The sequence below is a fragment of the Streptomyces sp. GL_148 genome, from assembly GCF_057834205.1.
On sequence record NZ_CM174396.1, the window covers coordinates 89,936 to 115,212 of the forward strand.

General features: G+C 69.9%; 20 protein-coding genes and 2 pseudogenes. 12 read left to right on the forward strand and 10 right to left on the reverse strand.

Annotation, left to right across the window (positions count from 1 at the left end; genetic code table 11):
• Nucleotides 1–124: 124 nt before the first annotated feature.
• The 3 genes from AC3IYI_RS00480 to AC3IYI_RS00490 all read right to left on the reverse strand — a co-directional run bounded on the left by AC3IYI_RS00480 (nucleotide 125) and on the right by AC3IYI_RS00490 (nucleotide 2,663).
• Nucleotides 125–625 carry an SRPBCC family protein gene (locus AC3IYI_RS00480; protein WP_489408285.1) on the reverse strand — a complete coding sequence of 167 codons (501 nt, stop codon included), beginning with the start codon at nucleotides 623–625 and terminating at the stop codon, nucleotides 125–127.
• Nucleotides 626–798: 173 nt separating this feature from the next.
• The gene (locus AC3IYI_RS00485) at nucleotides 799–1,506 is read right to left on the reverse strand and encodes a response regulator (protein WP_489408286.1); all 708 of its coding nucleotides are present in this window, start codon (nucleotides 1,504–1,506) and stop codon (nucleotides 799–801) included.
• Nucleotides 1,503–2,663, reverse strand: a complete 1,161-nt coding sequence (locus AC3IYI_RS00490) for a sensor histidine kinase (RefSeq protein ID WP_489408287.1) — start codon at nucleotides 2,661–2,663, stop codon at nucleotides 1,503–1,505. Before AC3IYI_RS00490 ends, AC3IYI_RS00485 begins: the two co-directional genes overlap by 4 nt.
• Nucleotides 2,664–2,968: 305 nt before the next feature.
• Between AC3IYI_RS00490 and AC3IYI_RS00495 the strand changes: the two genes are divergently transcribed.
• Both AC3IYI_RS00495 and AC3IYI_RS00500 read left to right on the forward strand, forming a co-directional pair.
• On the forward strand, nucleotides 2,969–3,871 hold the full coding sequence (locus AC3IYI_RS00495) for a hypothetical protein (RefSeq protein ID WP_489408288.1): 903 nt from the start codon (nucleotides 2,969–2,971) through the stop codon (nucleotides 3,869–3,871).
• A gap of 382 nt (nucleotides 3,872–4,253) precedes the next feature.
• Nucleotides 4,254–4,987, forward strand: a pseudogene (locus AC3IYI_RS00500) (IS5 family transposase).
• Between the two features lie 74 nt (nucleotides 4,988–5,061).
• On the opposite strand, the gene AC3IYI_RS00505 reads toward AC3IYI_RS00500, so the two are convergent.
• Nucleotides 5,062–7,332, reverse strand: coding sequence for an MMPL family transporter (locus AC3IYI_RS00505; RefSeq protein ID WP_489408289.1), 2,271 nt, complete (start codon nucleotides 7,330–7,332; stop codon nucleotides 5,062–5,064).
• 175 nt (nucleotides 7,333–7,507) lie between these two features.
• On the opposite strand from AC3IYI_RS00505, the gene AC3IYI_RS00510 reads away from it, so the two are divergent.
• The 4 genes from AC3IYI_RS00510 to AC3IYI_RS00525 all read left to right on the forward strand — a co-directional run bounded on the left by AC3IYI_RS00510 (nucleotide 7,508) and on the right by AC3IYI_RS00525 (nucleotide 12,085).
• Complete coding sequence (locus tag AC3IYI_RS00510; protein ID WP_489408290.1) at nucleotides 7,508–8,680, forward strand: sensor histidine kinase; 1,173 nt, start codon at nucleotides 7,508–7,510, stop codon at nucleotides 8,678–8,680.
• On the forward strand, nucleotides 8,655–9,317 hold the full coding sequence (locus AC3IYI_RS00515; protein WP_388811666.1) for a response regulator: 663 nt from the start codon (nucleotides 8,655–8,657) through the stop codon (nucleotides 9,315–9,317). The genes AC3IYI_RS00510 and AC3IYI_RS00515 overlap by 26 nt, the downstream gene beginning before the upstream one ends.
• Nucleotides 9,318–9,580: 263 nt before the next feature.
• Nucleotides 9,581–10,111 (forward strand): hypothetical protein, encoded by a 531-nt coding sequence (locus AC3IYI_RS00520; RefSeq protein ID WP_489408291.1) that lies wholly within the window; start codon nucleotides 9,581–9,583, stop codon nucleotides 10,109–10,111.
• 717 nt (nucleotides 10,112–10,828) lie between these two features.
• Nucleotides 10,829–12,085, forward strand: coding sequence for a hypothetical protein (locus tag AC3IYI_RS00525; RefSeq protein ID WP_489408292.1), 1,257 nt, complete (start codon nucleotides 10,829–10,831; stop codon nucleotides 12,083–12,085).
• A 297-nt stretch (nucleotides 12,086–12,382) separates the two neighbouring features.
• On the opposite strand, the gene AC3IYI_RS00530 is transcribed toward AC3IYI_RS00525, so the two are convergent.
• Entirely contained in the window at nucleotides 12,383–13,504 is a 1,122-nt protein-coding gene (locus AC3IYI_RS00530; protein WP_489408293.1) for a DUF6183 family protein, read from the reverse strand.
• Nucleotides 13,505–13,573: 69 nt separating this feature from the next.
• Here AC3IYI_RS00530 and AC3IYI_RS00535 point away from each other — a divergent pair, with 69 nt between their 5' ends.
• Nucleotides 13,574–14,803: an IS701 family transposase gene (locus tag AC3IYI_RS00535; protein ID WP_489408294.1), complete on the forward strand. Its 1,230-nt coding sequence runs from the start codon at nucleotides 13,574–13,576 to the stop codon at nucleotides 14,801–14,803.
• 291 nt (nucleotides 14,804–15,094) lie between these two features.
• On the opposite strand, the gene AC3IYI_RS00540 is transcribed toward AC3IYI_RS00535, so the two are convergent.
• Complete coding sequence (locus AC3IYI_RS00540; RefSeq protein WP_489408295.1) at nucleotides 15,095–15,295, reverse strand: DUF6882 domain-containing protein; 201 nt, start codon at nucleotides 15,293–15,295, stop codon at nucleotides 15,095–15,097.
• Nucleotides 15,296–15,875: 580 nt separating this feature from the next.
• Between AC3IYI_RS00540 and AC3IYI_RS00545 the strand changes: the two genes are divergently transcribed.
• The 4 genes and pseudogenes from AC3IYI_RS00545 to AC3IYI_RS00560 all read left to right on the forward strand — a co-directional run bounded on the left by AC3IYI_RS00545 (nucleotide 15,876) and on the right by AC3IYI_RS00560 (nucleotide 19,597).
• Nucleotides 15,876–16,181 carry a transposase gene (locus tag AC3IYI_RS00545; RefSeq protein WP_489408296.1) on the forward strand — a complete coding sequence of 102 codons (306 nt, stop codon included), beginning with the start codon at nucleotides 15,876–15,878 and terminating at the stop codon, nucleotides 16,179–16,181.
• 101 nt (nucleotides 16,182–16,282) lie between these two features.
• Nucleotides 16,283–17,116, forward strand: a complete 834-nt coding sequence (locus AC3IYI_RS00550; protein ID WP_489408297.1) for an IS3 family transposase — start codon at nucleotides 16,283–16,285, stop codon at nucleotides 17,114–17,116.
• Between the two features lie 34 nt (nucleotides 17,117–17,150).
• Nucleotides 17,151–18,797: pseudogene (locus AC3IYI_RS00555) on the forward strand (pyridoxal phosphate-dependent aminotransferase); the annotation flags it as partial.
• Entirely contained in the window at nucleotides 18,794–19,597 is an 804-nt protein-coding gene (locus AC3IYI_RS00560; RefSeq protein WP_489408298.1) for a phosphatidate cytidylyltransferase, read from the forward strand. The pseudogene AC3IYI_RS00555 and the gene AC3IYI_RS00560, both read left to right, overlap by 4 nt.
• 123 nt (nucleotides 19,598–19,720) lie before the next feature.
• Here AC3IYI_RS00560 and AC3IYI_RS00565 read toward each other — a convergent pair whose 3' ends face one another.
• Complete coding sequence (locus AC3IYI_RS00565; protein WP_489408299.1) at nucleotides 19,721–20,521, reverse strand: hypothetical protein; 801 nt, start codon at nucleotides 20,519–20,521, stop codon at nucleotides 19,721–19,723.
• Entirely contained in the window at nucleotides 20,518–21,198 is a 681-nt protein-coding gene (locus AC3IYI_RS00570) for a hypothetical protein (RefSeq protein WP_489408300.1), read from the reverse strand. Before AC3IYI_RS00570 ends, AC3IYI_RS00565 begins: the two co-directional genes overlap by 4 nt.
• A 316-nt stretch (nucleotides 21,199–21,514) precedes the next feature.
• On the opposite strand from AC3IYI_RS00570, the gene AC3IYI_RS00575 reads away from it, so the two are divergent.
• Nucleotides 21,515–21,856, forward strand: a complete 342-nt coding sequence (locus tag AC3IYI_RS00575) for a HopJ type III effector protein (RefSeq protein ID WP_489408301.1) — start codon at nucleotides 21,515–21,517, stop codon at nucleotides 21,854–21,856.
• A 47-nt stretch (nucleotides 21,857–21,903) separates the two neighbouring features.
• Here the strand turns inward: AC3IYI_RS00575 and AC3IYI_RS00580 are convergent, their stop codons facing one another.
• Together AC3IYI_RS00580 and AC3IYI_RS00585 are read right to left on the reverse strand one after the other, a co-directional pair.
• Nucleotides 21,904–23,229: a peptide MFS transporter gene (locus AC3IYI_RS00580; RefSeq protein WP_489408302.1), complete on the reverse strand. Its 1,326-nt coding sequence runs from the start codon at nucleotides 23,227–23,229 to the stop codon at nucleotides 21,904–21,906.
• A 257-nt stretch (nucleotides 23,230–23,486) separates the two neighbouring features.
• A complete protein-coding gene (locus AC3IYI_RS00585) occupies nucleotides 23,487–25,211 on the reverse strand; it encodes an acyl-CoA dehydrogenase family protein (RefSeq protein ID WP_489408303.1) in 1,725 nt (574 codons plus the stop codon).
• Between the last annotated feature and the right edge of the window lie 66 nt (nucleotides 25,212–25,277).

The following is a 25,277-nucleotide window of genomic DNA, read 5'->3' on the forward strand; positions in this document are numbered from 1 at the left end:
GAGCGACACGGGCACATGAGTGCGCCGAAGCCAGGATCCCGGACCGGGCGGCCGCCGTCCGGCGGGCCATCGAAGCGGGCCTGACCTGATCCGATCGACCGGGAAGAGTGCGATGCCCGGCGGTTCAGCCGGTTTCCAGAGCCTTCTTGAGGTTGCGCAGGGTCGTTGCGATGTTCCTGCGCTGGAAGTCGGCGAAGACGCTTCCGCGCGTCGCGACCCGGTCAAAGGCGTCCGCCACGAAGTCCGGCCACGACCGGCGGTCGTCGGTCCACGTCTCGGTCACCAGGGTCCCTTCCGGTACGGCCTCGAAGCGGTACTCCCAGGTGGCGATGGGACCCCGCAGCCGCGGCCGGGTGACACCGATGGCATGCACCCGGAACCGGAACAGCCTGTCCTGCTCGAGCGCCGTCACGGTGCACCGGGTGGTCCAGCGGAAGGCGCCGCGTTTGTTGCGTCCGTCGAAGACCATCCCGACGCTCGGCTCGCGGGTGCCGCCGTGCACGGTGGCACCCAAGTTCTCCGGGCTCCACTCCCCCATCCGTGCGGGATCGGACACCCGCCGGTAGACCTCTGCGGGACGGGCACGGACGACGATGCTGTCGGACACCGTCAGCGTACGAGGCATGGTTCCCCCTTCACAGGGCCAGATGCTACCGCTCCGGCTCCACCCGAGAGTACCTGTCGGTAACTTCACGGTCGGTCCGTCTTCGGGGAAGGCCGGTTCGCCAGGGGTCGTCGGCGGTGCCGCGGGCGGCCCAGTAGGCGACCCGCTCCGCGGTGACCTCCAGTCGCCGGCCCTCAGGTCGGCATCAGGCCGCTCTGGTACGAGATCGCCACCGCTTGGGCTCGGTCGCGGGCGTCGAGCTTGGCCAGGATCCGCTTCACATGGGTCTTGACGGTGGATTCTGCGAGGGAAAGCAGCTCGGCGATTTCCGTGTTGGACAGGCCTTGGGCGACCTGCCGCAGCACTTCGCGTTCACGGGCGGTGAGTCGCTCCAGGCGGGCGTCGGCCGGCGCCCGCAGGCCCCCTGAGCGCGTGGGAGCGGGCTGGGCCGCGAGCCGGGTCAGGATGTCGCGGGTGACGGCCGGATCCAGCACGGCCTGGCCGGCCGCGACGGTCCGTACGGCGTCGATGAGGCGTTCCGGGGAGGCGCGTTTGAGGAGGAAACCGCTCGCGCCGACCCGGATCGCACTCCATACGTATTCATCGTGGTGGAACGTCGTCAGGACCAGCACCCGGGTCGGCAGACCGGCGGCCACGATCCGCCGGGTTGCCTCGACCCCGTCGATGCCGGGCATCCGTACGTCCATCAGGATGACGTCGGGGACGAGTTCGTGGCACAGGCGGACGGCCTGGATGCCGTCCGCTGCCCGGCCGGCCACCTCCAGGCCGTCCTCGGTCCCGAGGATCAATTCGAGGCCGGCCTGGAGCAGGGCGTCGTCGTCGGCCACCACGATCTTGATCCGGCGCTCGTCGTCGGCCGCTCCGTCGGCGTGCCGGGTCATCGAACCGGGAGCGAGACGTGCAGGCGGAACCCGCCCTGCTCGCCCTGCCCGTGTTCGAGCCTGCCGCCCAGGATCGACACGCGTTCGGCGATGCCGAGCAGACCTCGTCCGGGCTCGTAGCCGTTGCCTGCGCCCTGGCCGTCGTCGCTGACCTCGATGTCGAGGCGGTCCCCCACCCGGCGGACGGTCACGTCGGCGGATCCGGCGCGGGCGTGCTTGACCGTGTTGGTGAGCGCCTCCTGCACGATCCGGTACGCCGACATGTCGATGCTGCTGGGGAGTTCGTCCCGGCCCGGCTCCACCTGTGCCGCCACGCTGATCCCGGCCTGCGCCATCCGATCCGTGAGACGGCTCAGGTCGCCGAGCTTCGGCTGGAATCCGGCCGGCGCGGTGCGGCGCAACAGGCCCAGGACCCGGTCGAGTTCCTCCAGTGCCTCGCGGCCGGAGTCTTCCAGTTGCCCGAGCACCTCGCGGGCGCGCTCCGGGTCGCGGTCGAGCAGTCGCCGCGTGGCGCCGGCCTGAATCAGCATCACATTGACGGTGTGGCCGACGAGGTCGTGCAGCTCACGCGCCATCCGGGCGCGCTCCCCCACGATCACCTCCTCGCGAAGCCGGAGCTGGGTCGCATCGCGTTCCTCCAGGCGCCGCGCGGTGCCGAAGCCGATGGCCCAGACGAGGAGCCACAGGAAGAGCACCCCGGCCGGCACCACGGACCAGACGTCGCGTTCCTGCTGTCCGGTGAAGTAGGCGATCATGCCGAGGAACGCGGCGAACGGACCGGTCCAGGCCCGGGTGCGGCTCGCGTGCAGGCCGAGGGAGTACAGGCCGATCAGGTTCGCGTACGGGGAGAGCGGGTTCTCCAGGCCCCACAGCGCTTCGACGGACAGGGCCGCGGTACCCACCAGGTACGAGGCCAGCGGCGCGGTCCTGCGGCAGGCCAGCGGTCCGGCGACCGCCGCGGCGAACATGACGGCGCGCGTCGTGCCCGTGTCCGCCCCTGCGGCCGGCCCCAATTGTTCGACGAGCATGACGGCGAAGAAGGCCGCGGCGAGTACGCCGTCCGCGGCGACGGGGTGGGCGAGCAGCGGCCGGCCCGTCGGCATCCGCCACGTACGGGGCGGCCACCACGTGCGCAGGTGGTTCGCGGGTCGGCGCATCGCTGCCAGGTCCTTCCAGCCGGGGGCGGGATCCGGAAACCAGCTGTCCCCCTTTGCCCTGTTGCCCGCACGTTAGCCGGGGACCGCGGGGTGCGCATCGTCCCTGTGGGGTACGCGGCCCCCGGACAGCCACCCCTCCCGGGGTCCGTCGGGTGCCCCCGGCAGGGGACGCGGCCGAGGCGGCTCCCTTCCTAGCGTGGCGAGCACGAACCGCACCCGCTCCTGGAGGACCCGTGAACCGCTCACTGCCACTGCCACTGCCACTGCCACCATGGCATCGCCCACTCATACTGAACTCCGGGCTGATGTGTGCCATTTCGCTGCTCTGCGCCGTCGCCGCGCTGCTCGACGACCGTCAACTCCTGGGTGAATCCCTCTGGTTCAAACCGATGAAGTTCGGCGTGGCCTTCGGCATCTATGGAGTAACGCTCGCCTGGCTCCTGAGCAGGCTCAACAAGGGGAGGAGGCTGGGCTGGTGGACCGGAAGCGTCATCGCGGTGGCCGGGTTGATCGACGTCTGCGCCGTCGTCTACGCCGCCGCCCACGGCACCTACAGCCACTTCAACGAGAACACCGACGCCGTCGCCCGGAATGTCGCCGCGGCCTTCTCGATCGGCGTCATGCCGCTCCTCGTGGCCACCCTGGTCATCGCAACGCTGGTGCTGTTCCAGTCCGGCACCGACCGGGCACTCACCGTCGCCCTGGGCGCGGGGCTCACGCTCGCTGCCGCCGGCATGGCCGTGGCAGCCTGGCTCAGCACCCTCTCCAGTGAGCCCCGTACGGTCCCGGACGCGGCCGGGAACCTGGTGGTGCTGAGCGGCGCTCACGGGATCGGCGATCCCGACGGTCGAGGGATGCCGATCACCGGCTGGAGCCTGACCGGCGGAGACCTCCGCGTACCCCACCTCGTCAGCATGCACGCCATCCACGTCCTCCTGCTGCTCATCGCCGTGATGCACCTGTACGGGACCCTCTTCCGCCGGCGGCTCGACGACGGCGTCAGGACCCTGATCGTCGGCGCGTTCGCGTGCTGGTACACGGGGTTGTTCGCCGTACTCACCTGGCAGGCACGACGCGGCCAGTCCGTGGCGCACCCGGACCGGCAGACGCTGATCGCCCTCACCGCGGTGACGCTACTGACCCTCACCGTCAGCGCCCTCGCCCTCGCCCTCACCACGCGGCGTACGCGACGTCCCCGGCATGCCTGATCCGCCGGTCGGCGGGCGCCTACGCCAGTGCCGTGTGGGTGGCCTCGGTGAAGTCCGTGATGTCGGTGAAGCCGAGCCTGCGGTAGGGGCCGATGGCGGTGGCGTTGTCCGCGCGGTCGTTCAGCCCGATGTGGTCCACGGCGCTCCACAGCCGCGGGCACAGAGCGGCGACGCAGGCACCGCCCGTTGTTGGCGATGCGTGACCGCGCGACAGGCTGTTCCTACGACAGCGTCGGCGGTTGGAGCGCCCCATGGAGTGCGGACTGGTCACAGAGTTGGCCGTTGTCGACGGCGACGAGCTGCACCTAGGGCACGTGTCGAGTCGTGATCAATTTGCGGGATGTGCCTTCGTGGCACGGTCCGGTCCGATAGACGGTCTTACGTGACGCGATTGCAACTGACCGATCTGGATGGGGAGTTCATCGAGCCGTACCTGCCGATCGGCGAGTACGGCCCGTACCCCGAGCGACTGCGGCAGCAGTTCGAGGGCGTGATCTGGCGGTTCAAGACGGGCGGGCAGTGGCGGGAGATGCCGACGGAGTTCGGCGCCTGGTCGACCGTCCACAACCGCTTCCGGCAGTGGCGTGACGCCTGCGCCTTGGAGGCCCTGCTGGAGGGCCTGATCACGGAAGCCGCGAAGCGGGGTGAGTCGGACGTTCCAGAGGCGGGCAGACCAGCAAGGTCCACCTCGCCGCCGACCGCAAGTGCCGCCCGCTGGCGTTCATCCTGACCACAGGCCAGGCAGCGGACAGCCCGCAGTTCATCCCCGTCCTGAAGAAGGTACGGGTACGCGGGCCCGTACGGCCGACCCCGCATCCGGCCGGACGCGGTCGCCGGGGACAAGGCGTACTCGTCCCGCGGAAACCGTGCCCACCTGCGCAAACGCCGTATCAAGGCGGTCATCCCGGAGAAGAAGGACCAGGCCGCCAACCGGAAGAAGAAGGGCTCCAGAGGCGGCCGACCCGTCAGCCACGACGCCGACGCCTGATCAACAAGCTCAAAGCATGGCGAGGCATCGCCACCCGATACGACATGACTCCCGACAGCTACCTCGCCGGTCTCCACCTGCGCGCCTCGATGATCTGGAGCAAGGACCTCACCAGGACCACCCGATGATCGCGACTCGAAATGCCCCTAGGTGACGCGCTGAGGTGCCGGACGCCAAGGGCGGGCAGGAGTTGAGTCAACGGTCAACCAGCCGTGGACGCGGGGGCCTCACCCGTGGATTCCGCGTCGGCGTCGGTGTCGTCGGTGCCGACCGGGCCGCGGGGAAGCATCCGGTCCAGCCACTTCGGCAGCCACCAGTTGGTCCGGCCGAGGAGTGTCATGGTCGCCGGTACCAGCACCATGCGTACGACCGTGGCGTCGATGAAGATCGCGGTGGCCAGGCCGAGCCCGAACATTTTGGTGGAGGGGTCCTCGGCGACGGCGAAGGACAGGAAGACCGCCACCATGATGAGGGCGGCCGAGGTGATGATCCGGGCGGTGCGCGAGACACCCTCAACGATCGCCGTGCCGTTGTCGCCGGTGCGCAGGTACTCCTCGCGTACGCGGGAGAGGAGGAACACCTCATAGTCCATCGACAGGCCGAACAGGATGGCGAAGAGGAACATCGGGATGAACGACACGATCGGAACCGTCGCTTCCAGCCCGATGAGTGCGCCTCCCCAGCCCCACTGGAAGACCGCGACCATGATGCCGTAGGCCGCGCCGATGCTCAGGAGATTCAGCAGTACCGCCTTGAGCGGTACGAGTATCGAGCGGAAGACCAGCATCAGCAGCAGGAACGACATCGCCAGCACGGCGGCGACGACCACCGGCAGGCGTTGGCTGGTGCGTTGGCCCACATCGGACAGGCTCGCGGCGGCGCCGCCGACGTGGGCCCTTGCCGGGCCGTGCCCGATCGCCGTGGGCAGCACGTCGGTGCGCAGCCGGGCGATGGTGTCGGCCGTGGCCTTGTCCTGAGGGCTGGTGGTCGGGAACACCACGAGGGTCGCGATGCCGGTGGCCCGATCGATGTGCGTCGGCGCGACGGATGCGATGCCCGGATCCGCCGCGACCGCCTCGACGAGTCGGTCCAGCACTCCCGGATCACCGGTGGGGTCCGCGGCGATGACGAGGGGACCGTTGGTTCCCGGGCCGAACCCCTCGGCGACGAGGTCGTAGGCCCGGCGCTCGGTACGGCTGTGGGGCAGTGAGCCGTCGTCGGGCAGGCCCACGCGCAGGCCGAGCACGGGCAGCGTCGCGGTCAGCAGCAGCCCCGCCGCGCCGACCGCGTACGGCACCGGGTGCCGGCTGACGTGCCCGATCCAGCGACGCCACCCGGCGGCGTGGGTGGCGCCTGCCGCCGGGTCCCGCCGCCGTGCGAGTCGGCCCAGCTTCCTGGTCTGCAGAGCCCGGCCGATCCGGCCGGCCCGGGCCAGGCGCGGGCCCGCCGCGCCGAGGAAGGCCGGCAGCAGCGTCACCGACGCGAGCACCATCGTCAGGACGACGATCGAGACGGCGAGCCCGCCCACCGTCATGAACGGCACGTTCGCGACCGCCAGGCCGAGGATCGACACGACGACGGTGCCGCCGGCGAAGACCACCGGCCGCCCCGCCGTTGCCACCGCTCGTCCGGCCGCCGTCTGCGGATCGAGCCCGCACGCGAGGTACTCCCGGTGCCTGGCGAGCACGAACAGCGCGTAGTCGATGCCCACTCCGAGCCCGACCATGCTGCCAAGGACCGGTGCGAAGGTGGGGACCTCTGTCACCCCCGCCAGTACCGTCATCGTGGCGACCCCGACGGTCAGCCCGAAGACCGCCATGCCGATCGGCAGCGCGGCGGCGACGAGCGACCCGAACGCCAGGAACAGGATCGCGGCCGCGGCGAGGAGGCCGATCAGCTCACTCGCGCCGCCGTCGGGCTCGGAGAAGGCGTAGAAGAGGTTCCCGCCCATCTCGATGCGCAGGGGCAGCTCGGCGCGCAGCCGGTCGCCGAGATCGACGAGGGCGTCGAGGTCTTCGGCCGACAGCCGGCTCTGGTCGAGGTACTGCACCCGGACGACCGCGATCCGCCCGTCGGCCGAAACGAGGCCGCCGCGCACGGCGGTGTCCCCGCCCGTGTCGAGCGCCCCCGCCGGGTCGCTCGTGCCGAGCACGTGCGGCAGCCGCTTCACCTCGGTCTGCAGCCGCGTGAGAGCGGTGCGCGCGCCGTCGTCGTCGAAGAACGTCGCACCGTCGTCGAGGGGAGTGACGACCACTTGGGCGGTCATCCCCTCCTGGCCGGTGCCTGCCCGCTCGATCAGTTCCGCGGCCCGTTGGGAGTCCAGTCCCGGAGCGGTCATCGAGTCCGCGGTCCGCCCGCCGAAGGCTACGGCGGCGAGGACGGCGAGCGTGGCGGCGATCAGCCATGCCGCGATCACCCGCCAGGGATGGCGGGCGGCGCTTGCGCCCAGGCGCAACAGGGCTTTCGAGAGCATCGGGTCCTCCAACCACCTCGTCGGCCGTCCTTGTACGGCCGCCGATGCCGAGGCTCCTCGCCACGGCGCTCCGCGGCATCGGCCCGGGGGCCGCGGATCCGTCGGCCCCGGGGCGGAGTGACGACCCGTCCTTTCGGCCGATGCGCGGCACGCCGCGGTGCCTAGGCTGAGAACCGTGCTCCGAGACGACCTGCGAACCCTGTGGACCGAACCCCGGCCGCCCGACGCGCCCGCCCGGGTGCGGCGGGACTGGGCGCTGCTCACCGCGGGCCTTGCCGGTGTGGCGCTGGAGGCCACCCTGCGCGAGAACGTCGTGTGGCGGCCGGTGGCGGTGGTGTTCACCGTATGGCTGTGCCTGCTGCCCCTGTGGCGCCGGACCCGCCCGCTGGCGATGGTGACGCTGGCGTTCGGCTCGGTGATCCTGCTTCCGGTGGCCTCGCTCGTCGCCGCACCGCGCGAGCCCGTCGGCCTGGACACCGGCGCGGTCGTGCTCGTGCTGGTGTACGCGCTGACCCGGTGGGGATCGGGACGCGAGATCGTGCTGGGCGGCGCGGTGATCCTCGCGGCCGGCGCGCTCTGTGTCGTCACGGACGGGACCCCGGTCTTCGAAAAGGTCGTGGGCTTCGTCTTCCTGCTGCTGCCCGGCGTGGTCGGGGCTGCCGTGCGGTTCCGGGTGACCGCTCGCGAGCGGCAGTTGGAGCAGGTGCGCTCCCGCGAGCGCGAGCAGCTCGCCCGGGAACTGCACGACACGGTGGCCCACCACGTGTCGGCCATGGTGATCATCGCCCAGGTGGGCCGGGTGCTCGCGGGCACCGACCCGTCCGCCGCCGTCGAGGCGCTGGAGGGGGTCGAGGAGGAAGGGGCGCGCACGCTGGAGGAAATGCGCGCCATGGTCGCCGCGCTGCGCGACCGCGGGGTCGGCGCCGAGCTGGCGCCCCCTGCCGGAGTCGCGGATCTGGAGCGCCTGGTGCGCACACCGGGTGGTCGCCTCAGGGTCGACCTGGGGCTCGACGGCGAACTGGACGCGCTGCCCCCGGCCGTGGACGCGGCCGTCTACCGGATCGTGCAGGAGTCGGTGACCAACGCGCTGCGCCATGCGGTCGACGCGACCGAGCTCGTCGTTCGGGTCGCCGCGGAACGGCACACGGTACGGGTGAGCGTGCGCGACAACGGCCGGCGCACCGGCCGGGGTCGCGACGGATACGGACTTACCGGACTGCGCGAGCGCGCGACCCTGCTCGGCGGCACACTACAAGCCGGCCCGGGTACCGACCGGGGCTGGCATGTCGAAGCCGAACTGCCGAGAGCGAGGAGCCAGAGCGGTGTCCATTCGCGTCCTCGTCGCTGACGACCAGACGATCATCCGCACCGGGTTGCGGATCATGCTGAACGCCCAGCCCGGCATCGAGGTGGTCGGCGAGGCCGCCGACGGGCGGGAAGCGGTGCGTCTGGCCCGCGAACTACGCCCCGACGTCTGCCTGTTCGACATCCGCATGCCCGTACTCGACGGGCTCGAGGCCACGCGGCTGGTCGCCGGCCCGGGCGTCGCCGACCCGCTGGTCGTGGTCGTCATCACCACGTTCGACCTCGACGAGTACGTCTACGGCTCACTGCGTGCCGGCGCCCGCGGATTCCTCCTCAAGGACACGGGACCGGACCTTCTGGCGCAGGCCGTACGGTCGGCGTCCGACGGTGAGGCGCTCATCGCGCCCAGCGTCACCGTCCGTCTGCTACAGGCATTCGCGGACCTGCCCGCCGGCCGGCCCGTGGCCCAGCCGGTCTCCCCCGTCACCGCCCGCGAGGAGCAGGTGCTCCTCGCCGTCGCTCGCGGGCTGACCAACACCGAGATCGCCGATGCACTGCACATCAGCCTCAGCACGGTGAAGACGCATCTGGCCAGCCTGATGGCCAAACTCGGCGCCCGCAACCGGGTCGAGATCGCGATGTGGGCCTACGAAACGCGCCGTATCCTCCCCGGAACCTGAGCCGGGTGCCGGGCCATGTCCCATGGGTCCCCGCCCGGACATCAGTGCACCGGTCGGCTCACGTCGGCTCCACGTGCCTCAACCGCCCCAGAGCGTGACGTACCAGGAGGCCGGAACTGGGAGGTGAGACACCCGATACGACAAGACTCCCGACAGCTACCTCGCCAGTCTCCACTTGCACGCCTCGATGATCTGGATCAAAGACCTCACCAGGACCACCCGATGATCACGACTCGATACGCGCCCTAGTTCCGTCCGACGTCATGAACCAGATCGGTGCCACCACCCCCGTCATAGACACGGGCGCCGCCATCCCCGGCGGCTACGTCGGGGTCGACATCGCCACCGTGCGGCCCTTGCTGCCGCCGTTGATCAACAGCGCGGTCGTCATCGCCCGCTTCCTGCACAAGCACGGCTTCGACGCCAACGTCGTCGCCCGGTTCAAGGTTCGCCGCCCCGGCGAGAAGACGGCGGTGGGCTGGGGCGTGTTCTGCCACGGCCCCGCCTCCGAGGACCGGGCTCCCCTCCACGAGCCCCTGGTCGGCGGGCGAAAGCCGCCACCGGTCAAGGCGGCCCACCGGCCTGCCCGCCGCCGCTGTCCCTCGCCGAGCGCACCCTGCGCCAGTCCCGGACACCTACAACCGCACCCAAGCCCGCAGCACCCCCGCGACCGACCGCCCAGCCCCGGAGTGTGCGCCGAGGCTGGTGGCCGTTCGGCCGCCGTCGCTGAATCGCGAGCAGCCGGCCCGATTTCGTGGGCCGCGGGGGCCTTACCCCTGAGGCATCGGCTGTGACAGCTCCTCGTCGTGGGCGAGCCAGTCACGCACGTGTCTGGATCCACCAGGTGAGCAGCGCGGCCAGACCTGCGCCACAGCCGTACGCAGCGCCTCGGATCAGTCCGAAGAGTGCGGTCCGGCCGAGGCGGCGTTGAAGCCGGTGGCCGGATGCCGCAGGGGCGCGGCGGGTCGAGCGGGTGCTGGTCATTTGATGCCTCCGGTTGTTCCGGGGTGGATGTGCCGCATTCCTGTCTCGGCATTTCCATGGCATCAAGGCGAGGATTGTTGCTCAATGAGTCAACAAATATCTGGCGTTGTCGATGGCGAAGAGGCAACAACGCCGTGTCGGAGGGTCGCGTGTCTCCATCAATGGGCAGCCCGTCAAACGGCCCGAAGCCGCCAAAGCGCCCGAAGCCGCCGGACAGGAACGACGGATCGGCCCTTCCCCCAGGGGAACCATGGCCGCCGCCGCCACCGACATACGCATCGGACCCAGTGGGCCCCATGGCCCCCGTATCCTTCACCGGATGGCTGGGGCCGGACCCCGATGACTCTCCGGAGGACCTCGACCTGTCACCGCTGCCGGACGGGCCCGGCGACCCGGGAGGCCCGGGCGGCCCAAGTGGACCCGACCGGCCGGATGAGCCAGGTGGACCCGACGGGCCGGATGAGCCCCGGGGCCCAGGCCGGATCGCAATGCCGCCAGACCCTGCAGAATTTGTTGGGGCTCCCGCCATGTACGCGTTCAAGAGCTGTCTGTTCCAGTTCCTCCAGGGAGTCAAGCGCAAGCGGCTGGCGGGACAGATACACCTGCACCCGAGCTCCCTGTCGAAAGCGGTCAACAAGAACCAACGCGTCGACAGGTCTGTCCTCAACAAGTTGATCTCCGCCGTCCAAATATCAGCTCACACGCCGCCGACGGCGGAGGAGATCACTGTCCTGCGCAAAGCGCACGGACGAGCCGAACTCGAGGCGGACCGCGAAGGCTTCGCACTCAGCGCGGCCCGCACGAGACGAGATCAGGAGGTCGACCGAGCAGTCGAGCTGGAGACCCTGCTCGACTCAGCACGTGAGGAACTGGCCAGGCTGCGCACGAGAGCGACGCAGACCCTCCAGGAAGAAGGGGAGGAATCGAACCACGATGCCGCACGACTGGCTGCTCTCGAAGCGCGTGTAGGGGATCTGGAGCGGGCAGTCGCCGAGGCGGTGGCCGGGATCCTCGCCCTCGAAGAACGGCTGGCCGCCCTAGAGCAGCGGCTTCCCGACTTCAGCGACCCCACCAGCACGCCCACGCTGGCCGACGACCCGCTGCGCGCCGCCCAAGTGCTCGCCGGGATTTCTGAGGAATCCGAGCGCACCGCGACGGCTGTAGGTCTGGTTTCCGAGCTGTCCGTACCTACGGACACCCTGATCTTCTTCGTCGAGCTGTTCCGGCGCACCGGCGCCGTAACCCTGACCCAGGTGCTCGAGGAGTCGCTTTCCACCATGCCGATGGCAGACCTGGCTCACCTGCTCGTAGCAGCCTCGGGCGACACGGAATCACAGGACGAGGACCCAAACGACGACTGGCCGGCCGCCGCTGTTCAGGCCCTGCTGCACAGCCTGGTCAACGAGCGGCTCGATGCCGTGGGCTTTGCCGCGCTCGTCCACCTGCTCGTGGCCGACGATCACGTGGTACTCGCCAACACGCTCCTCGCCGGCGCCGCGCGAGGTACGGTCCCCGACGTCCTCGTGGTGTCGGCCGCCCTGCGCGGCCACGCCGCGGCCTTCCTGGAGGAGGCGGCCCTGGCCCGGACTCCCCAGGGAGTCGCCGATCTGGCCGCGGCCCTGCGCGGCGAGGACCGCGACTCCGATGCCCGCACCGTCCTGCTCGGTGCGGGATGCAGGTTGAGGGAGAGCAAGTTGACGGAGCTCACTGACCTCCTGAAGACATCCGGCCGCACGCACGACCTGCGCGAACTCGAAGAGGGGCGCCGCGCGCGGCCGGAGTAGCAAGCCTGCGGCAGCAGAGTTCGGGGCCGCGGCCGCGTCGTGCGGGAACAGCCCCGACCAAGGAACGGAACGGCCTGCTACGCCTACCGGGCACGGACCAAGGTCCGCCAGGCGGCTCGTACGGGCTCTTCGCCGTCGATCCACTGGGTGGTCGAGGCGGCGGGGAGCGGGAGGCCTGCCATGTAGTGGGCGATGTCGGTGAAGTAGCCGTAGTCCGCGAGACAGCCCAGGTCCAGCTCGAAGTCGCGGGCGACGGCCAGGCCCTGGCGCAGGCAGCCGGCCAGGAGCAGCCGGCCTCTAGTCGGTGTCCGTGGCCGCCAGGACTGCGAGGCGGAGGCCGTCCGGGGAGAGGGCGGCTATGCCGTAGTCGTCGCCGCTCTCGTTGTGGAAGAACGCGGCATCGGTCTGGAAGTGGAACCATGTGCTCTGCTCAGCGAGGCGTTCCACCTCCCCCGCGCTCGCGTGGAACGGGAGGCCGCACAGGCCCGCGAGTGAGCGCCATGCCTGCAGCCGACCGTACGCCCCGTACTTGCCGCTGCCGTAGAAGCCCCCGATGGAGGCGGTGGCGAAGAGCAGGGACCAGATGTCGCCCACGGGGCGGGCGGCTATCTCGTAGCGGCCGGCGGGGCCGAGGTCCGCGACGCAGTCCATCGCCAGGGTGGGGAGTAGGGCGGGCACCTGGGCGGGGGTCATGGGATGGTCCGGCCGGAAGACCCAGGCCTCGGCGTAGCCCCAGTTCCCTTCGGGGGCCGTGACGATGAGGTTGTGCTCGTCCACCGTCACGGAGTTCCGCAGGGGGGACGTCACAGTCGGGCGGGGGGTTGGCGGATCCAGGCGGCCGTGCGTGGGCAGGGCCGTCTTCACGCCGCCGGCCGAGCCGTTCGCGGAGTGACGCGTGAAGTCGGGATCAGTCTCCAGGGCGCGGCGGCGGTCGGGGAGCCAGTCCAGGGGAGGCAGCCAGCCGGGGCGCAGGGCCGGGAACTCGTCTGGGTCCACCCCGCGGAGCAGCAACTCGTGGAACAGGCAGGTCCGCAGCTCGCGGAGCCGGTCTCCCTCAGGGATGTCGGCGAAGACCGTCTGTACGAGGACTGCGGCAGGTTGATGCTGGGCGAGCATCGTCGCCATGAGCGGCAGTTCGAGTCCCATGGGTCCTGCACTGGCTTCCTGTTCGCCCAGGAGCTGGAGCAGCAACTCGACGCTGGCGCGGCCTGGGGTCGCGGCGAGGAGCCGCCTGAGGTAGGAAAGGTCGCTTCCGTGGATCCTGGCGCCCCGGGCGGCGGCCCCGTATCGAGTGGTGAGGTGGGACCCCAGCCTGCGCAGATAGGTGATGTCGCCGGCTATGGCGTGCTGGAGGGCCCTATCGCGTGAGATGTGCTCAGGCTCGCTGTCGACCGCTAGGTTGTTCGCCTCGTCGTTCACGGTGTGCCAGCCTAGTAGTGCTTCGTTACGTCGGGTGATCTATCGCCTGGTGGTGGGCATCCTCCGGTTATGAGGCTTGGGGAGGTGGAACGGCTCCGTGGCGAGTTGGCGGAGTTCGTTGCCGATGTGTTCGCTTCGCTTCCGCGGCGGGATCAGCGCAGGTGGGGCGGGTGTTATCTGCGGGGTTTGATGCTGGACGGGCGGCGTAAGTCGATCCAGCCGATGGCCGAGCGGTTGCCGGACGGGAACATGCAGGCCCTGCAGCAGTTCGTGAATCAGTCGCCGTGGGATCCGCTGCCAGTGCGGCGGAGGATCGCCGAACGGCTGACGGAAGCCGTCGGGCCCGAGGTGTGGGTGGTCGACGACGTGTCGTTCCCCAAGTGCGGGACGGCGTCGGCGGGAGTGGCCCGGCAGTACTGCGGCGCGTTGGGCAAGACGGCCAACTGCCAGGTCGCGGTCAGCGTCCACGCAGCGACAGACCTCGCGTCCTGCCCGTTGGAGTGGGAGTTGTTCCTGCCCGAGGACTGGGCCGGGGACGAGGGGCGGCGGCAGAGGGCCGGGGTGCCCGACGAGATCGGGCATGTCTCCAAGATCCGTCTTGCTCTGGGTCTGCTCGACCGCCTCGCCACCTGGTTGCCGCGGGTGCCGGTGATCGTGGCCGATGCCGGCTACGGCCGCAGCGTCTCCTTCCGGCTCGCGCTGGAGGAACGCGGCTGGTCCTACGTGATGGCGGTCGATCCCAAAGAAGTCGCACGGCCTGCCGCCGCCGAGCCCCTCCAGCCGGCTTACGGCGGGCTGGGGCCGCCCACACTGCCCCGCTACCGCGAGGCGGCACAGTCCCTGCCAGGCTTCATCGATGCCGGCACCTGTTTCCGGGAAGTCACCTGGCGCCAGGGCAGCAAGGGTGCGATGACCTCGCGTTTCGCTGTCCTGGAAGTGCGTCCGTCGGGCAAAGAGGCCTGCCGGACCGCCCAGGAACAGGCCGGTGGACGCAACCAGTGGAACGGGGTCCTGCCGCTGCGAACCCTGCTGGTCGAACAGCCCGCAGGAGCGGACGAGCCGACCCGCTACTGGATGACCAACCTGCCCGCCACCACCCCGATCGCCGACCTGGTGCGGTGGGCGAAGATGCGCTGGCGGATCGAGCACGACTACCGCGAACTCAAGCACGGACTGGGCCTGGACCACTTCGAAGGCCGCACCTGGCGCGGCTGGCACCACCACGTCACCCTCGTCACCGCCGCCCAGGCCTTCCTCACCCTCCGGCGGCTCGACCCAAAAGCACACACGCCGGCCTGACCCTCTACCAGATCCTGGACGTGCTCCAAGACCTGCTGAGGTGCTGGACCGGCACCTGCACCACCTGCGGCCGCCCCCTGACAAAAAGCAGATCCAGAACCTAACGAAGCACTACTAGGGCGTCTCCTTCGGTGTCTGCCCTGCGAAGAAGCCGGTTGCCCTGGTGATCCGGACGGCCAGAGCCGCGAGGGTTGCCGCGGCCTGCTCGTCGGCATCGGCCTCGGTTGGGCCAGAGCATGATGGCCATGTGCTTCTGCCCAGTCCCGAACGCTTCGGGCGTCGCGACTCATCTCAGGGAGGGATGCTCTCGTTCGCCCAGGCCCACAGCCACGAGCCTGACGAAGGGTTGAAGCTGGCCAGGATCTGCGCGGGCGCTGTCGCGGATTTCTCGGGGAAGGTCCAGGTGATGAGGCCCGTCCTCTGATCCAGACCCCAGCGGCCCGCCGAGCCCAGCCCCCAGGACCCGTACGCCCGAGCCAGCTGGTCGATCACACCTTCGCCTGCAGCAGCGTGCTCAGGTCAGCCGGATCCACTCCCCGAGCAGGCTCTCCGACTTGACGGCCCGCTTGAACAATCCCACGCCGCGAAGTCTGCCAGTGGCAGCTGACCAGCCGACGACCCCCTCAGCCGCATCGCCGGCCTCCCCCGGGCTCGGGGTTGAGTGATCAACATCGTTGAATTTTGATGTCGATGGCGCGTGCGATCGAGGGCTGTGCTTTGGTCTGCTTCATAATCCAGCTGTGGACCGATCCAATGAGGGACAGCCGCTCGATCGCATCTGGCATGAGATCAACAACAACGTGTGTGGTGGCCTCACAGGTTCCCCGAGTGCTTCGTCGGTGGCCGAGCGGTTCATTGGGGCAGGCTGGAGTTCCAGATCGGCGTCGTGGGGGTCGTATGAGGTCGAGACCGGCTGGTGCCGCATCGAGGTGGACCCAACCGAGGGTGACACGCTCCTGAACGGAGTCGTCGATCCTCAACGGTTCGACGACCTGGCAGCACTGAAGTTCTCCCCTGAACTTGGACAGCCTCATACTGGGACGATTCGTTCCGGAGGAAGCAGTTCCAGGTAGTGAGTAAGAAGAGCAACAGCAGCAAGCGCTATACGGCCGAGTTCAAACGGGATGCCATCGCGTTGGCCCGCTCGTCGGACAAGACGGTGACCGAGGTCGCCCGCGACCTCGGGGTCAGTCCCGAAGGCCTGCGGGGTTGGGTAAAGCAGGAGGCCGTTGACCGAGGTCAGGGCAGTTCCGGGGCGCTGACCAGCGCCGAGCGGGAGGAACTGGGACGGCTCCGTCGGCGCAACCGCGAGCTGGAGCAGACGGTGACCATCCTGAAAAAAGCCACGGCTCTCTTCGCGACGGACACGTTGAAGTAGACACCGCCACAGTGTGCGGCTTCATCGACGCGCAGAGAGCCGATTCCCACCCCGACACCCCCGATGACCAGCCGATACCCGGGCTGTCGCTGCTATGCCGCGTGCTGGAGGTGCCACGCTCGACGTACTACGCCTGGAAGGCCGCGCGCCCGGCGGCCCGGGCGCGGCAGGCCTCCGAGGACGAGCTGGCCAACGAGATCCGGGCGATCCACGGCGGCCCTGGCTCCCGAAGAGCCTACGGCGCCCCACGCATCCACGCCGAACTGCGCAGACGAGGCCGGACGGTCAACAGGAAGAAGGTGGTGCGGATCATGGCCGAGCGTGACATCCATGGCGTCACGCGCCGCAAGCGGCGCGGCCTGACCAAGCCCGACCGCAAGGCCAAACCCGCTCCTGACCTGGTCGGACGCGACTTCACCGCTCCTCAGCCGGGCGTGAAGCTGGTCGGGGACATCACGTTCCTGCCGACGCTCCAGGGCTGGTGGTACCTGGCGACCGTGCTCGACCTGGGGACACGCGAGATCATCGGATACGCGATGGCCAGTCACCACCGGGCCGGACTGGTCACCGACGCACTGCGCATGGCCGCCGGCCGCGGCGACCTCCAGCCCGGCTGCATCATGCACAGCGACCGCGGGTCGGAGTACACCTCGGGCGAATTCCGCCAGGCGGTACAGGAGTTGGGCCTGAGGCAGAGCATGGGACGAACCGGCTCATGTTACGATAACGCCGCAGCTGAGAGCTTTTTCGGCTTGATGAAAGCGGAGATCGGCACCACCGTCTGGGAGAACCACGAGGCCGCCCGCGCCGACGTCTTCCGCTTCATCGAGATCGAGTACAACCGCGCCAGGCTCCGCAAACACCCCGAGTTCGGATACCTCACCCCACTCGAAACCCGGACCCTGCTGCAGCAAGACCTCACCCCCGCAGCGTAAGCACACGCTGTCCAAGTTCAGGGGTCAACTTCAGGACGGCGACAACGTGTACCTGGTCGCGGCACGAGGCGAGGTCCGCATCGGGTTCGTCAGCCTGACCCCGCCCTGGTTGAAGCGGTACGCGCTGGACAAGTACCTGTCCCGCGGAGAGCTGCCGCTGCTGGACGAGGAGGATCTGTTCGAAGTACGCATTCTCACCGTCGAGCCCCGCTGGCGGGCCTCCGCGGCGGCGCCGCTGCTGATGTACGCGGCGCTGCGCTGGATCGCTTCCCGGGGTGGCCGCCGGGTGGTGGCGATGGGGCGCACCGAGCTGCTCGCCATGTATCTGGCCGCCGGGCTGCAGCCTGTCGGGCACACCGTTTCCAGTGGAGCGTTGACGTTCGAGGTGCTGACCGGCAGCGTGACCGAGCTGACGAGGGTTGCGATGGACCGCCATCGCGCGACGTTGAACCGTCTGCGGGGCCAGGTGGACTGGCGACTGGACGCACCGTTCGCGCCGCGAGCGGACGGTTGCGAGCACGGAGGCGTCTCGTTCACCGCCATCGGTACGGACTTCCATGACCTGGACCGCCGCCATCAGGTGGTTGCGGCGGATGTGTTGGACGCGTGGTTCTCACCGGCGCCCGGCGTGCGAGCGGCGCTCGCGGATGATGATCTCGAGTGGGCCGCCCGGACCTCGCCGCCGACCGGCGCCGAGGGCCTGCTGGCGGAGATCGCCCGGGTGCGGGCCCTACCGGTGGAGGCACTCGTACCCGGAGCCGGCTCGTCCGACCTGATCTTCAGGGCTTTCGGTCAGTGGCTCACCCCGCAGAGCAGGGTGCTCCTGCTGGACCCGGGCTACGGGGAGTACGCCCATGTCACGGAGCGGGTGATCGGATGCCGGGTGAGCCGGTTCCGGTTGCGTCGCGAAGACGGCTGGCGAATCGACTGGGGCCAGTTGTCCGCCGCTGTCCAGCACGGCCGTTACGACCTCGTCGTGGTGGTCAATCCGAACAACCCGACCGGGTGCCATGCCCCTGCCGCTGAACTGCGCTCCCTGATCGCCGCCGCGCCCGAGCGAACCCGCTGGTGGATCGACGAGGCGTACCTGGGCTATGTCGACATGGACGAGTCGCTCGCCGACTTGGCCGCTACGGATCCGAGGGTGGTGGTCTGCAGCTCTCTTTCCAAGATGTACGCGCTGTCCGGCATGCGGGCCGCATACCTGGTCGCTGAGCCGGCCACCGCAAGGGAGTTGCGCCGACGCACGCCGCCCTGGTCGGTGAGCCTCCCCGCGCAACTGGCCGCAGTGGCCGCCCTGCGCGACCCGGAGTACTACAGAAGCCGCTGGCTTCGCACCCATGCTCTGCGGCGGCAACTGGCCGCCGATCTTGTCGGGGCGGATGAGACCGTGACGGTGGAGGAAGCCGTGGCCAACTGGCTCACCGTGACGTTGCCGTCCGATGGCCCGAGTGCCGCGCAGCTGGTGAAGGAATGTCGCCGTCACGACGTCTATCTGCGAGATCTGTCGCCCATGTCGTGCGAGTACCAAGGACGCACGGTGCGCATCGCGGTCAGGGACACGGTCGAAAACGCGCGCATCGTGTCGGCCTTCCAGCAGGCGATGGACGTGTTGCGGCCGGGTTCGGCTTCACCTGTCCCGATACCTGAGAGCGTCTGCGCCACCGGTTCTTCCTGGTGATCACGGTAGCCTCCCTGGCGCCCTTCCTCGGTGGGGCGCTCGTTCTGGCCGGTGTCGCGGTGGCAGCGTCACGGCGCCGCGAGTTGATGATCCGGTGGTGCGCCTGGGCGGTCGGAGTGCCACTGGTCACGGTTGCGTTCTGGCTGGGACGTCCGGGCGCCGCGGCCATTGCCGTCGTGGTCAGTGCGATCGCGGTGCTGGAGTTCGGCGGGCTCATGCGGATGAACCGGGTCGATCGGGCGGTGCTCGCCTCGGCGGTGACTGGCGTGGTGCTCACCTCTTTGTGGGCCCCCGGGCAGGAACCTCGAGCGCTTGCGATCGGTGCGCTCGCGGTGGCTTCCGTGCCGCTCCTGGCCGGCGACGCCGATCACGGCCTGCGTCGGCTCACCGCCGGCCTCCTCGGCCTCGCCTGGCTCAGTGTCCTGGCCGCGCTGGTACCCCTCGGAGCAAGCGCGCTGGCCCTCTTCGCGGCAGTCTCGGCCGCCGACATCGTGGCGTACTTCGTCGGCCAAAGGGTGGGCGGGCCGCGGCTGTCGCCTCTGTCACCGGCCAAACGGTGGAGTGGGACCCTGGTGGGGGCCGCGGCAGCCATAGGGATGCTGGGCGTTCTGTCCGCGCTGAGTTGGCCGATGGCGATCGCGGCGGCGGTCGGAGGCCCGGCCGGCGACCTTCTTGAGTCCATGATCAAGAGAGGCGCACGGGTGAAGGACGCCGGACGGTGGCTACCCGGTTCGGGCGGTTTGCTGGACCGGATCGACTCGCTGCTCTTCGCGCTGGCCGTCCTGCTTGTCCTGCGCTGACCTCCGCGGCCTCGGACGTTCGGATCAGGACCCGTTCGGCCGAGCGCAAGCACTTCAAGCCGTCTGCGAGACGGCCCCGCAGGCGGGTGCCTGCGGGGCCGTGTTGTCGGTGTGGAGGCGGGTTCAGCTGTCGCTGTGTGCCAGCTTCTCGACGTCCGTGCGCCGGTAGCGGTCGAACCTTCCGGGTGTCAGGCTGTGGCGTTCGGCGGTGACTTCGAACCTGCCGATGGGCCAGCCGAGGAGGCCGGCTGCCTCGGTGGTGGTCAGGCTGGCCTCGATCCAGGTGAGGCGCTCGGCCAGCACTGCGCCGACCTGGTCGTGCGGCAGTGCTTCGAGTGCGTCGATGCCGTACATCGGCCAGCCCTTGAACTCGCCGACAGGGTGCAGGGCTCCTCGGTCGGCCAGGTCCTGGATGTCGGTGCGCTCGACCGGCAGGCCGGTGTGCTGGGCCAGGTGCTCGGCCGCCTTCTGGGACCCGAGACCGGGGTGGTCGCCGAGTTCGGCGATGATTCCCGGGACGAGGACGGTGAGGGGTTCGGCCGAAGCTTCGGACCAGCGGCCGCGTTCGAGGTCGGGGGCCGGTATCAGGCCGCGCTGCTGTGCGCGGGAGACCTGCCAGTCCTTGAGCCCGAGGTGGCGGGCCAGCTGGACCGGGCCGAAGCCTTCCTTGCCCCGCCTGGTCCTGGAGGGTGGCGCGGGCTTCGTCGCGGGCTCGGGCGCGGCCGAGGCCTCCTCGCCGAGTTGGGCGAGGATCCGCGCGAGCTGGTCCGGCAGGGTCCTGGCCACGCTCTGGGACCAGCGGCGGCCGTCGATGTCGGGTGGCGGGACCAGGCCCAGGTTCTGCGCGCGACGCAGCTGGGACTCCTTGAGCCCCAGCCAGCGGGCGAGCTGGACCGGTCCGAAATCGTCCTGGGGTCGGGTCACTTGTGCGGTTCCTCCTCGGACTTGGGCTTCCTGCTCGGGTGTTTGGTGCGGTGGGGGCCGGCGGCGGACCGGGTGTCGGCGTAATGCCAGATGTCCGCGCGGCGGTACCAGCGTCGCAGCCGGCCGCTGGGGAGCGGGTCCTCCTGGACCGGCTGCGGCCAGCCCCTGGGCGGGCGTTTGGGGAAGTGGGTGAGGGAGGTGGGCTCGACGCCGAGAACGCGGGCGGCCTCTGCCAGGGTCAGCAGGTCGTCGGGGTTCCCGCTGCGGTCGAGCTGGATCTCGCGGCGCTGGGTGCTCTTCCTGTAGCCGTCGTACCAGGTGTCCCAGGTGTCGGAGTCCCAGTACATGACGCGGTCCACGGTCTTGACCGGGGCGGGGTGCCGGTTATCCTCCCGCATGACCCACAGGCGTTCGAGGGTGCTGCGGGCCAGACCGTGACGGGCTTCCAGGTCCGCTCGGCTGTCGAGTCCGGTGGTGTCCTGCCGGGCGCGGTACCAGGTGTCCCATTCGGCGGCGTCCCACACCAGTTCACGACCGAGTGTCCCGACGGCTTCGGGGTGGCCGGTCCGACTGCGGTTGCGGTACCACTCCTCCAGCGGGGAGAGGGCCATGCCGTTCGCGGTCATCAGATCGCGGCGGGTGTAGACCTTGCGGCCTTCCCATGTCGTCGTCGTCACAGTGAAGCTCCTGGTCCGGTCGCAGGACGGTGGTTCGTCTGCGATGACATGCCTCGCAGGAAACCCCAGTTCAGCCGGGTGAACCGCCAGGAGATGATCAGTCCCATGAACGAGATCATATTGATGTCGGATCAGAGGGGCGCTGTCATGCCGGTTGACGAGTGTGAAGAGCCGTTGGTGAAAAGTCGCAGTGCGCTGCGCGTCGACCAGCGGCGGGCCGAGACGGCCCGTGGCACCGCGGCTGAGCGCACCCGAGGGTAATGTCGTCCGGTCACGGACGGCAATCGGGTCGTCCGTTCAACCCAGGGGAACCAACATGACTGATCTGAACTCGCTGCGGGCAAGCCTTGCGTCAGGTGAGCACGAGTTCGCCGACACCTTGGCCTTCGTCGCCGCGCACTACACGTATCAGCCGCAGGCGTTCCGCAGCGGGGAACTGGAAAATGCCGCAGGTGAGAACGAGGGTTCCTGCAAGACGCTGGGACTGGCCCTGCTGGAAGGGCTGAGCGACGAAGAGGCGCTGTTGGCCTTCGGTGAGCACTATCGCAGCGTGCTGGCGACGCCGAACGACACTGATCACGGCAACATTCGCAGCCTCATGGCCCATGGTCTGGCAGGGGTGAGCTTCGCCGGGCAGCCGTTGGCCCGCAAGAGCTGAACAACCGCCGGGCCTCCTCGGCCTCGCCGAGCAGGTTTCTCCCCGGTCTACTCGCCGGTCAGGAGGCGAAGCTTCGGCGTGGCGGCGGCCATCGCGAGGCCGGCTGCCAGCGCCAGGCCGCCCAGGGCGAGGTAGAGGGCGGCGCCGGTCAGGTGGGTGGCGACCTGGCTGCCTATGGCGTCGCCCGCCGCGGCGGCCAGGAAGAAGAGGCCCACGAGCTGGGATCCGGTGCCGGCCGGGGCCAGCTTGTGGCTGATGGACAGCCCGGTGGGGGCGAGGAACAGTTCGCCCATGCTCAGCAGGACGTAGAGGCCGACCAGCCAGAGCAGGGAGATGTGGGCGTTGCCGGTGGCGTGGCCCGCGGCGAGCGCGAGCAGGAAGAAGGACAGTCCGCCGAGGACGAGTCCCGTGGAGAACTTCGCCGGGGAACAGACGCGTACCTTGCGCCACACGGCGGCGAGGACCCCGGCGAAGGCGATGGTCATGACGGGGTTCAGGGCCGCCTGCCAGGTGACCGGGATGCCCATCATGTCCACGTGGTCCGCGGCGAACAGCTGCACGTTGGAAGCCGCCAGGTCGAAGATGCAGAAGAAGGCGACGGCCGCGGCGAACAGCCGCGCGTAGGCGCGGATGCCCGCGCGTCCCCGCTCGTCGAGGTCGGTGCGGCGCAGCAGGGTGACGAGGTAGCCGACCGGTACGACCACGGCCAGGACCGCGAACGCGGTGAGTGCGTGGGGCAGGGTCAGCGTGCCGGTCGCCCGGGCCGCGGCGCCGGCCGCGAGGACTCCGGCCAAGCACCACAGGGCCCGGAAGGCCACCGTGCGCGCCTCGGCGCGGGTGAGCGGGCGGCCGGGTGCGTCGGCGGCTTCGCGGAGGCTGCCCGAGGCCTGGAAGACGCACAGGCTGAGTGCCATGGCCACGGCCGCCGCGGCGAAGGCGACGTTCCAGCCGAAGTGGAGTCCGAGCCAGCCGACGAGGAGAGTCGAGGCCAGGCCGCCCACGTTCACGCTGGCGTAGAACTTGCTGTAGGCCGCGTCCCGCTCCTGGTCGGTGCGCTCGGCATAGAGCTTCCCGACCAGGGCGGTCATATTGGGCTTCTGCAGGCCGGTGCCGACCGCGATGAGGACGAGGCCGGCGTAGACGCCGGCCGCTCCGGCCTCGAAGGCGAGTGCGAGGTGGCCGGCCAGGATGGCGATGCCGCCGGCCAGGGCGGTCTTACGGGCCCCGAACAGCCGGTCGGCGATCCAGCCGCCCGGCAGGGCGGTGAAGTAGCAGGCGGACAGGTAGGCGCCGACGAGGGCGACGGCCGTGCCCTTCGACATGCCGAGGCCGTGGGCGGTGTCGATCAGGAAGAGCGCCAGTACCGCGCGCATTCCGTAGAAGGACCGCTAAGGAGAACCGCTCGGCTGCTTCGCTCAGGCACAGCGGCAGCAGACCCTTGCGGGTGCGGTTCTCTGCGATCACCTCCGTCCTGTGCTCCGTGGACGTCGACATCGTGGGGCCGGCCTTTCGGGGTGGGGGCGTACGGCTGGTCCTGCTCCTCTTCCAGCCAACACCCCGCGGGGCCGTGTACGCACCGGCCGAAAGGACGGTGTGGCCCGGGCTGTGAGGCCCGGGCCGAAGGTCATGGTCAGGGCGCCATCTCGTACGCACCGGCCAGAGCCTGCACGCGCTCCCAGACGCGCGCCGAGCGGTCCGCGTCCACGGCCGGGCGGCGGACCGCGCCCATGGCCCAGGCCTGCTGGTCCGCGGTGGCGGAGTCCTTGCCGTGCAGTTCGACGGCGTGCGCGGAGAAGTCCCGTACGAGGACGCCGAACAGTTCGTCGAGCACGTCCTCGTCCAGGCCGGTCAGGCGGGCCTGCTCCAGGACGAGCTGGCCGTGCACGACCAAGGCGAAGAGCTGGCCGACCGCCAGGAGGAGGTCGAGGTCGCGGCTCTGCGTCTCGTCGGGGGCGGCGGTCTCCACGAACGTGCAGAGGGCGTCGGCCTGCTCGCGGAACCGGGCGACGTTGGGCACGGCGGCGTACGCGTCGTAGGCTGGGCGCCAGTCGTGGAACCGTACGGATCCCAGGCCCCGGGCCGGGCCCTGGCGGAAGAGGAAGGCGTCGTCGGCCGCGTCGAGGCGGGTCGGGACGGGGGCGTAGTCGGCCGGTTCCAGCAGGTGGTTGCGCATGAACTTGAGGATGAGCGCCAGGTTGACGTGGACCGTGCCCTCCAGCTTGGGCAGGCCGCGGATCTCGACGGCCGCCTGGGCGAAGTAGGTGTCCTTCTCGAAGCCCTTGGCCGCGATGACGTCCCACATCAGGTCGATGACCTTCTCGCCCTCCGTGGTCACCTTCATCTTGGTCATGGGGTTGAAGAGGAGGTAGCGGCGGTCGTCGGGGCCGGCGGAGCGGAAGTAGTCGACGGCGCGGTCGCTGAACTGCTTCATCCCGACGAGCCGGACGTAGGCGTCGGTCAGCTCGCGGCGCACGTGCGGGAAGGCGGTGACGGGGCGGCCGTAGAGGATGCGGCCCTGCGCGTGGGTGACGGCCTCGTACATCGCGTGCTCGCAGATGCCGATGGAGGCGGTGCAGAGGTTGAACTTGCCGACGTTGACGGTGTTCAGGGCGGCGTCGAAGGCGGCGCCGCCGGTGTGCAGGACGTCCTCGGCGCCGACCGGGTAGTCCGTGAGGCGGAACTCGCTGACGTACTTGGAGGAGTCGACGACGTTCTTCACCACGTCGTACGCGGGGTGGCGGCTGTCCGCCGCGAAGAAGACGTAGCCGTCGGGTCCCTCGACGTCGGTGCGGCGGCCGAAGACGGAGACGAGTCCGGCGGCGTTGCCGTTGCCGATGTAGTACTTCGAGCCGGTGGCCCGGAAGCCACCGTCGGCTGCGGGCTCCAGCAGCATGTCGGTGCTGTAGATGTCCGCGCCGTGGGTCTTCTCGGACAGGCCGAACGCGAACACCTCGCCCGCGTCGAGGAGCTGAGCGGCGCGGTCGCGGGCGGCGGCGTTGTCGCTCTGCCAGACGGGGCCGAGACCGAGGATGGTGACCTGCCACGCGTACCAGTAGTCGAGGCCGTAGAAGCCGAGGATCTCGTTGAGTGCGGCGATGCGCGCGGTGTCCCAGCGCTTGTCGGGCCCGTCCTGCCCGGCGGCCGGCTCCGGGGTCAGGAAGGTCGCGAAGAGTCCCTCCTTCGCGGAGAACGCGAGGAAGTCCCCCAGCCAGGCGCGGGTGCGGTAGTCCTCGATCAGCCGGCGCTTGCCGCGCTCCTCGAACCAGTCGACCGTCGCGCGCAGCAGCCGGCGGGTCTCGGGGTCGAAGTGCGCGGGGTCGTAGGTGCGCGGGTTGAACAGCAGCTGGTCGCTCATGGGCGTTCGCCTTCCGGTCGGAGGATGCGTCGGAGGATGAGGGGTGGAGCGGGAAGAAAAGGAGGG

Excerpts from the sequence above, each read along its gene's own strand:
- AC3IYI_RS00480 (WP_489408285.1), bottom strand. The coding sequence starts at position 625 with ATGCCTCGTACGCTGACGGTGTCCGACAGCATCGTCGTCCGTGCCCGT.
- AC3IYI_RS00485 (WP_489408286.1), bottom strand. The coding sequence starts at position 1,506 with ATGACCCGGCACGCCGACGGAGCGGCCGACGACGAGCGCCGGATCAAG.
- AC3IYI_RS00490 (WP_489408287.1), bottom strand. The coding sequence starts at position 2,663 with ATGCGCCGACCCGCGAACCACCTGCGCACGTGGTGGCCGCCCCGTACG.
- AC3IYI_RS00495 (WP_489408288.1), top strand. The coding sequence starts at position 2,969 with ATGTGTGCCATTTCGCTGCTCTGCGCCGTCGCCGCGCTGCTCGACGAC.
- AC3IYI_RS00505 (WP_489408289.1), bottom strand. The coding sequence starts at position 7,332 with ATGCTCTCGAAAGCCCTGTTGCGCCTGGGCGCAAGCGCCGCCCGCCAT.
- AC3IYI_RS00520 (WP_489408291.1), top strand. The coding sequence starts at position 9,581 with ATGAACCAGATCGGTGCCACCACCCCCGTCATAGACACGGGCGCCGCC.
- AC3IYI_RS00525 (WP_489408292.1), top strand. The coding sequence starts at position 10,829 with ATGTACGCGTTCAAGAGCTGTCTGTTCCAGTTCCTCCAGGGAGTCAAG.
- AC3IYI_RS00535 (WP_489408294.1), top strand. The coding sequence starts at position 13,574 with ATGAGGCTTGGGGAGGTGGAACGGCTCCGTGGCGAGTTGGCGGAGTTC.
- AC3IYI_RS00575 (WP_489408301.1), top strand. The coding sequence starts at position 21,515 with ATGACTGATCTGAACTCGCTGCGGGCAAGCCTTGCGTCAGGTGAGCAC.
- AC3IYI_RS00580 (WP_489408302.1), bottom strand. The coding sequence starts at position 23,229 with ATGCGCGCGGTACTGGCGCTCTTCCTGATCGACACCGCCCACGGCCTC.
- AC3IYI_RS00585 (WP_489408303.1), bottom strand. The coding sequence starts at position 25,211 with ATGAGCGACCAGCTGCTGTTCAACCCGCGCACCTACGACCCCGCGCAC.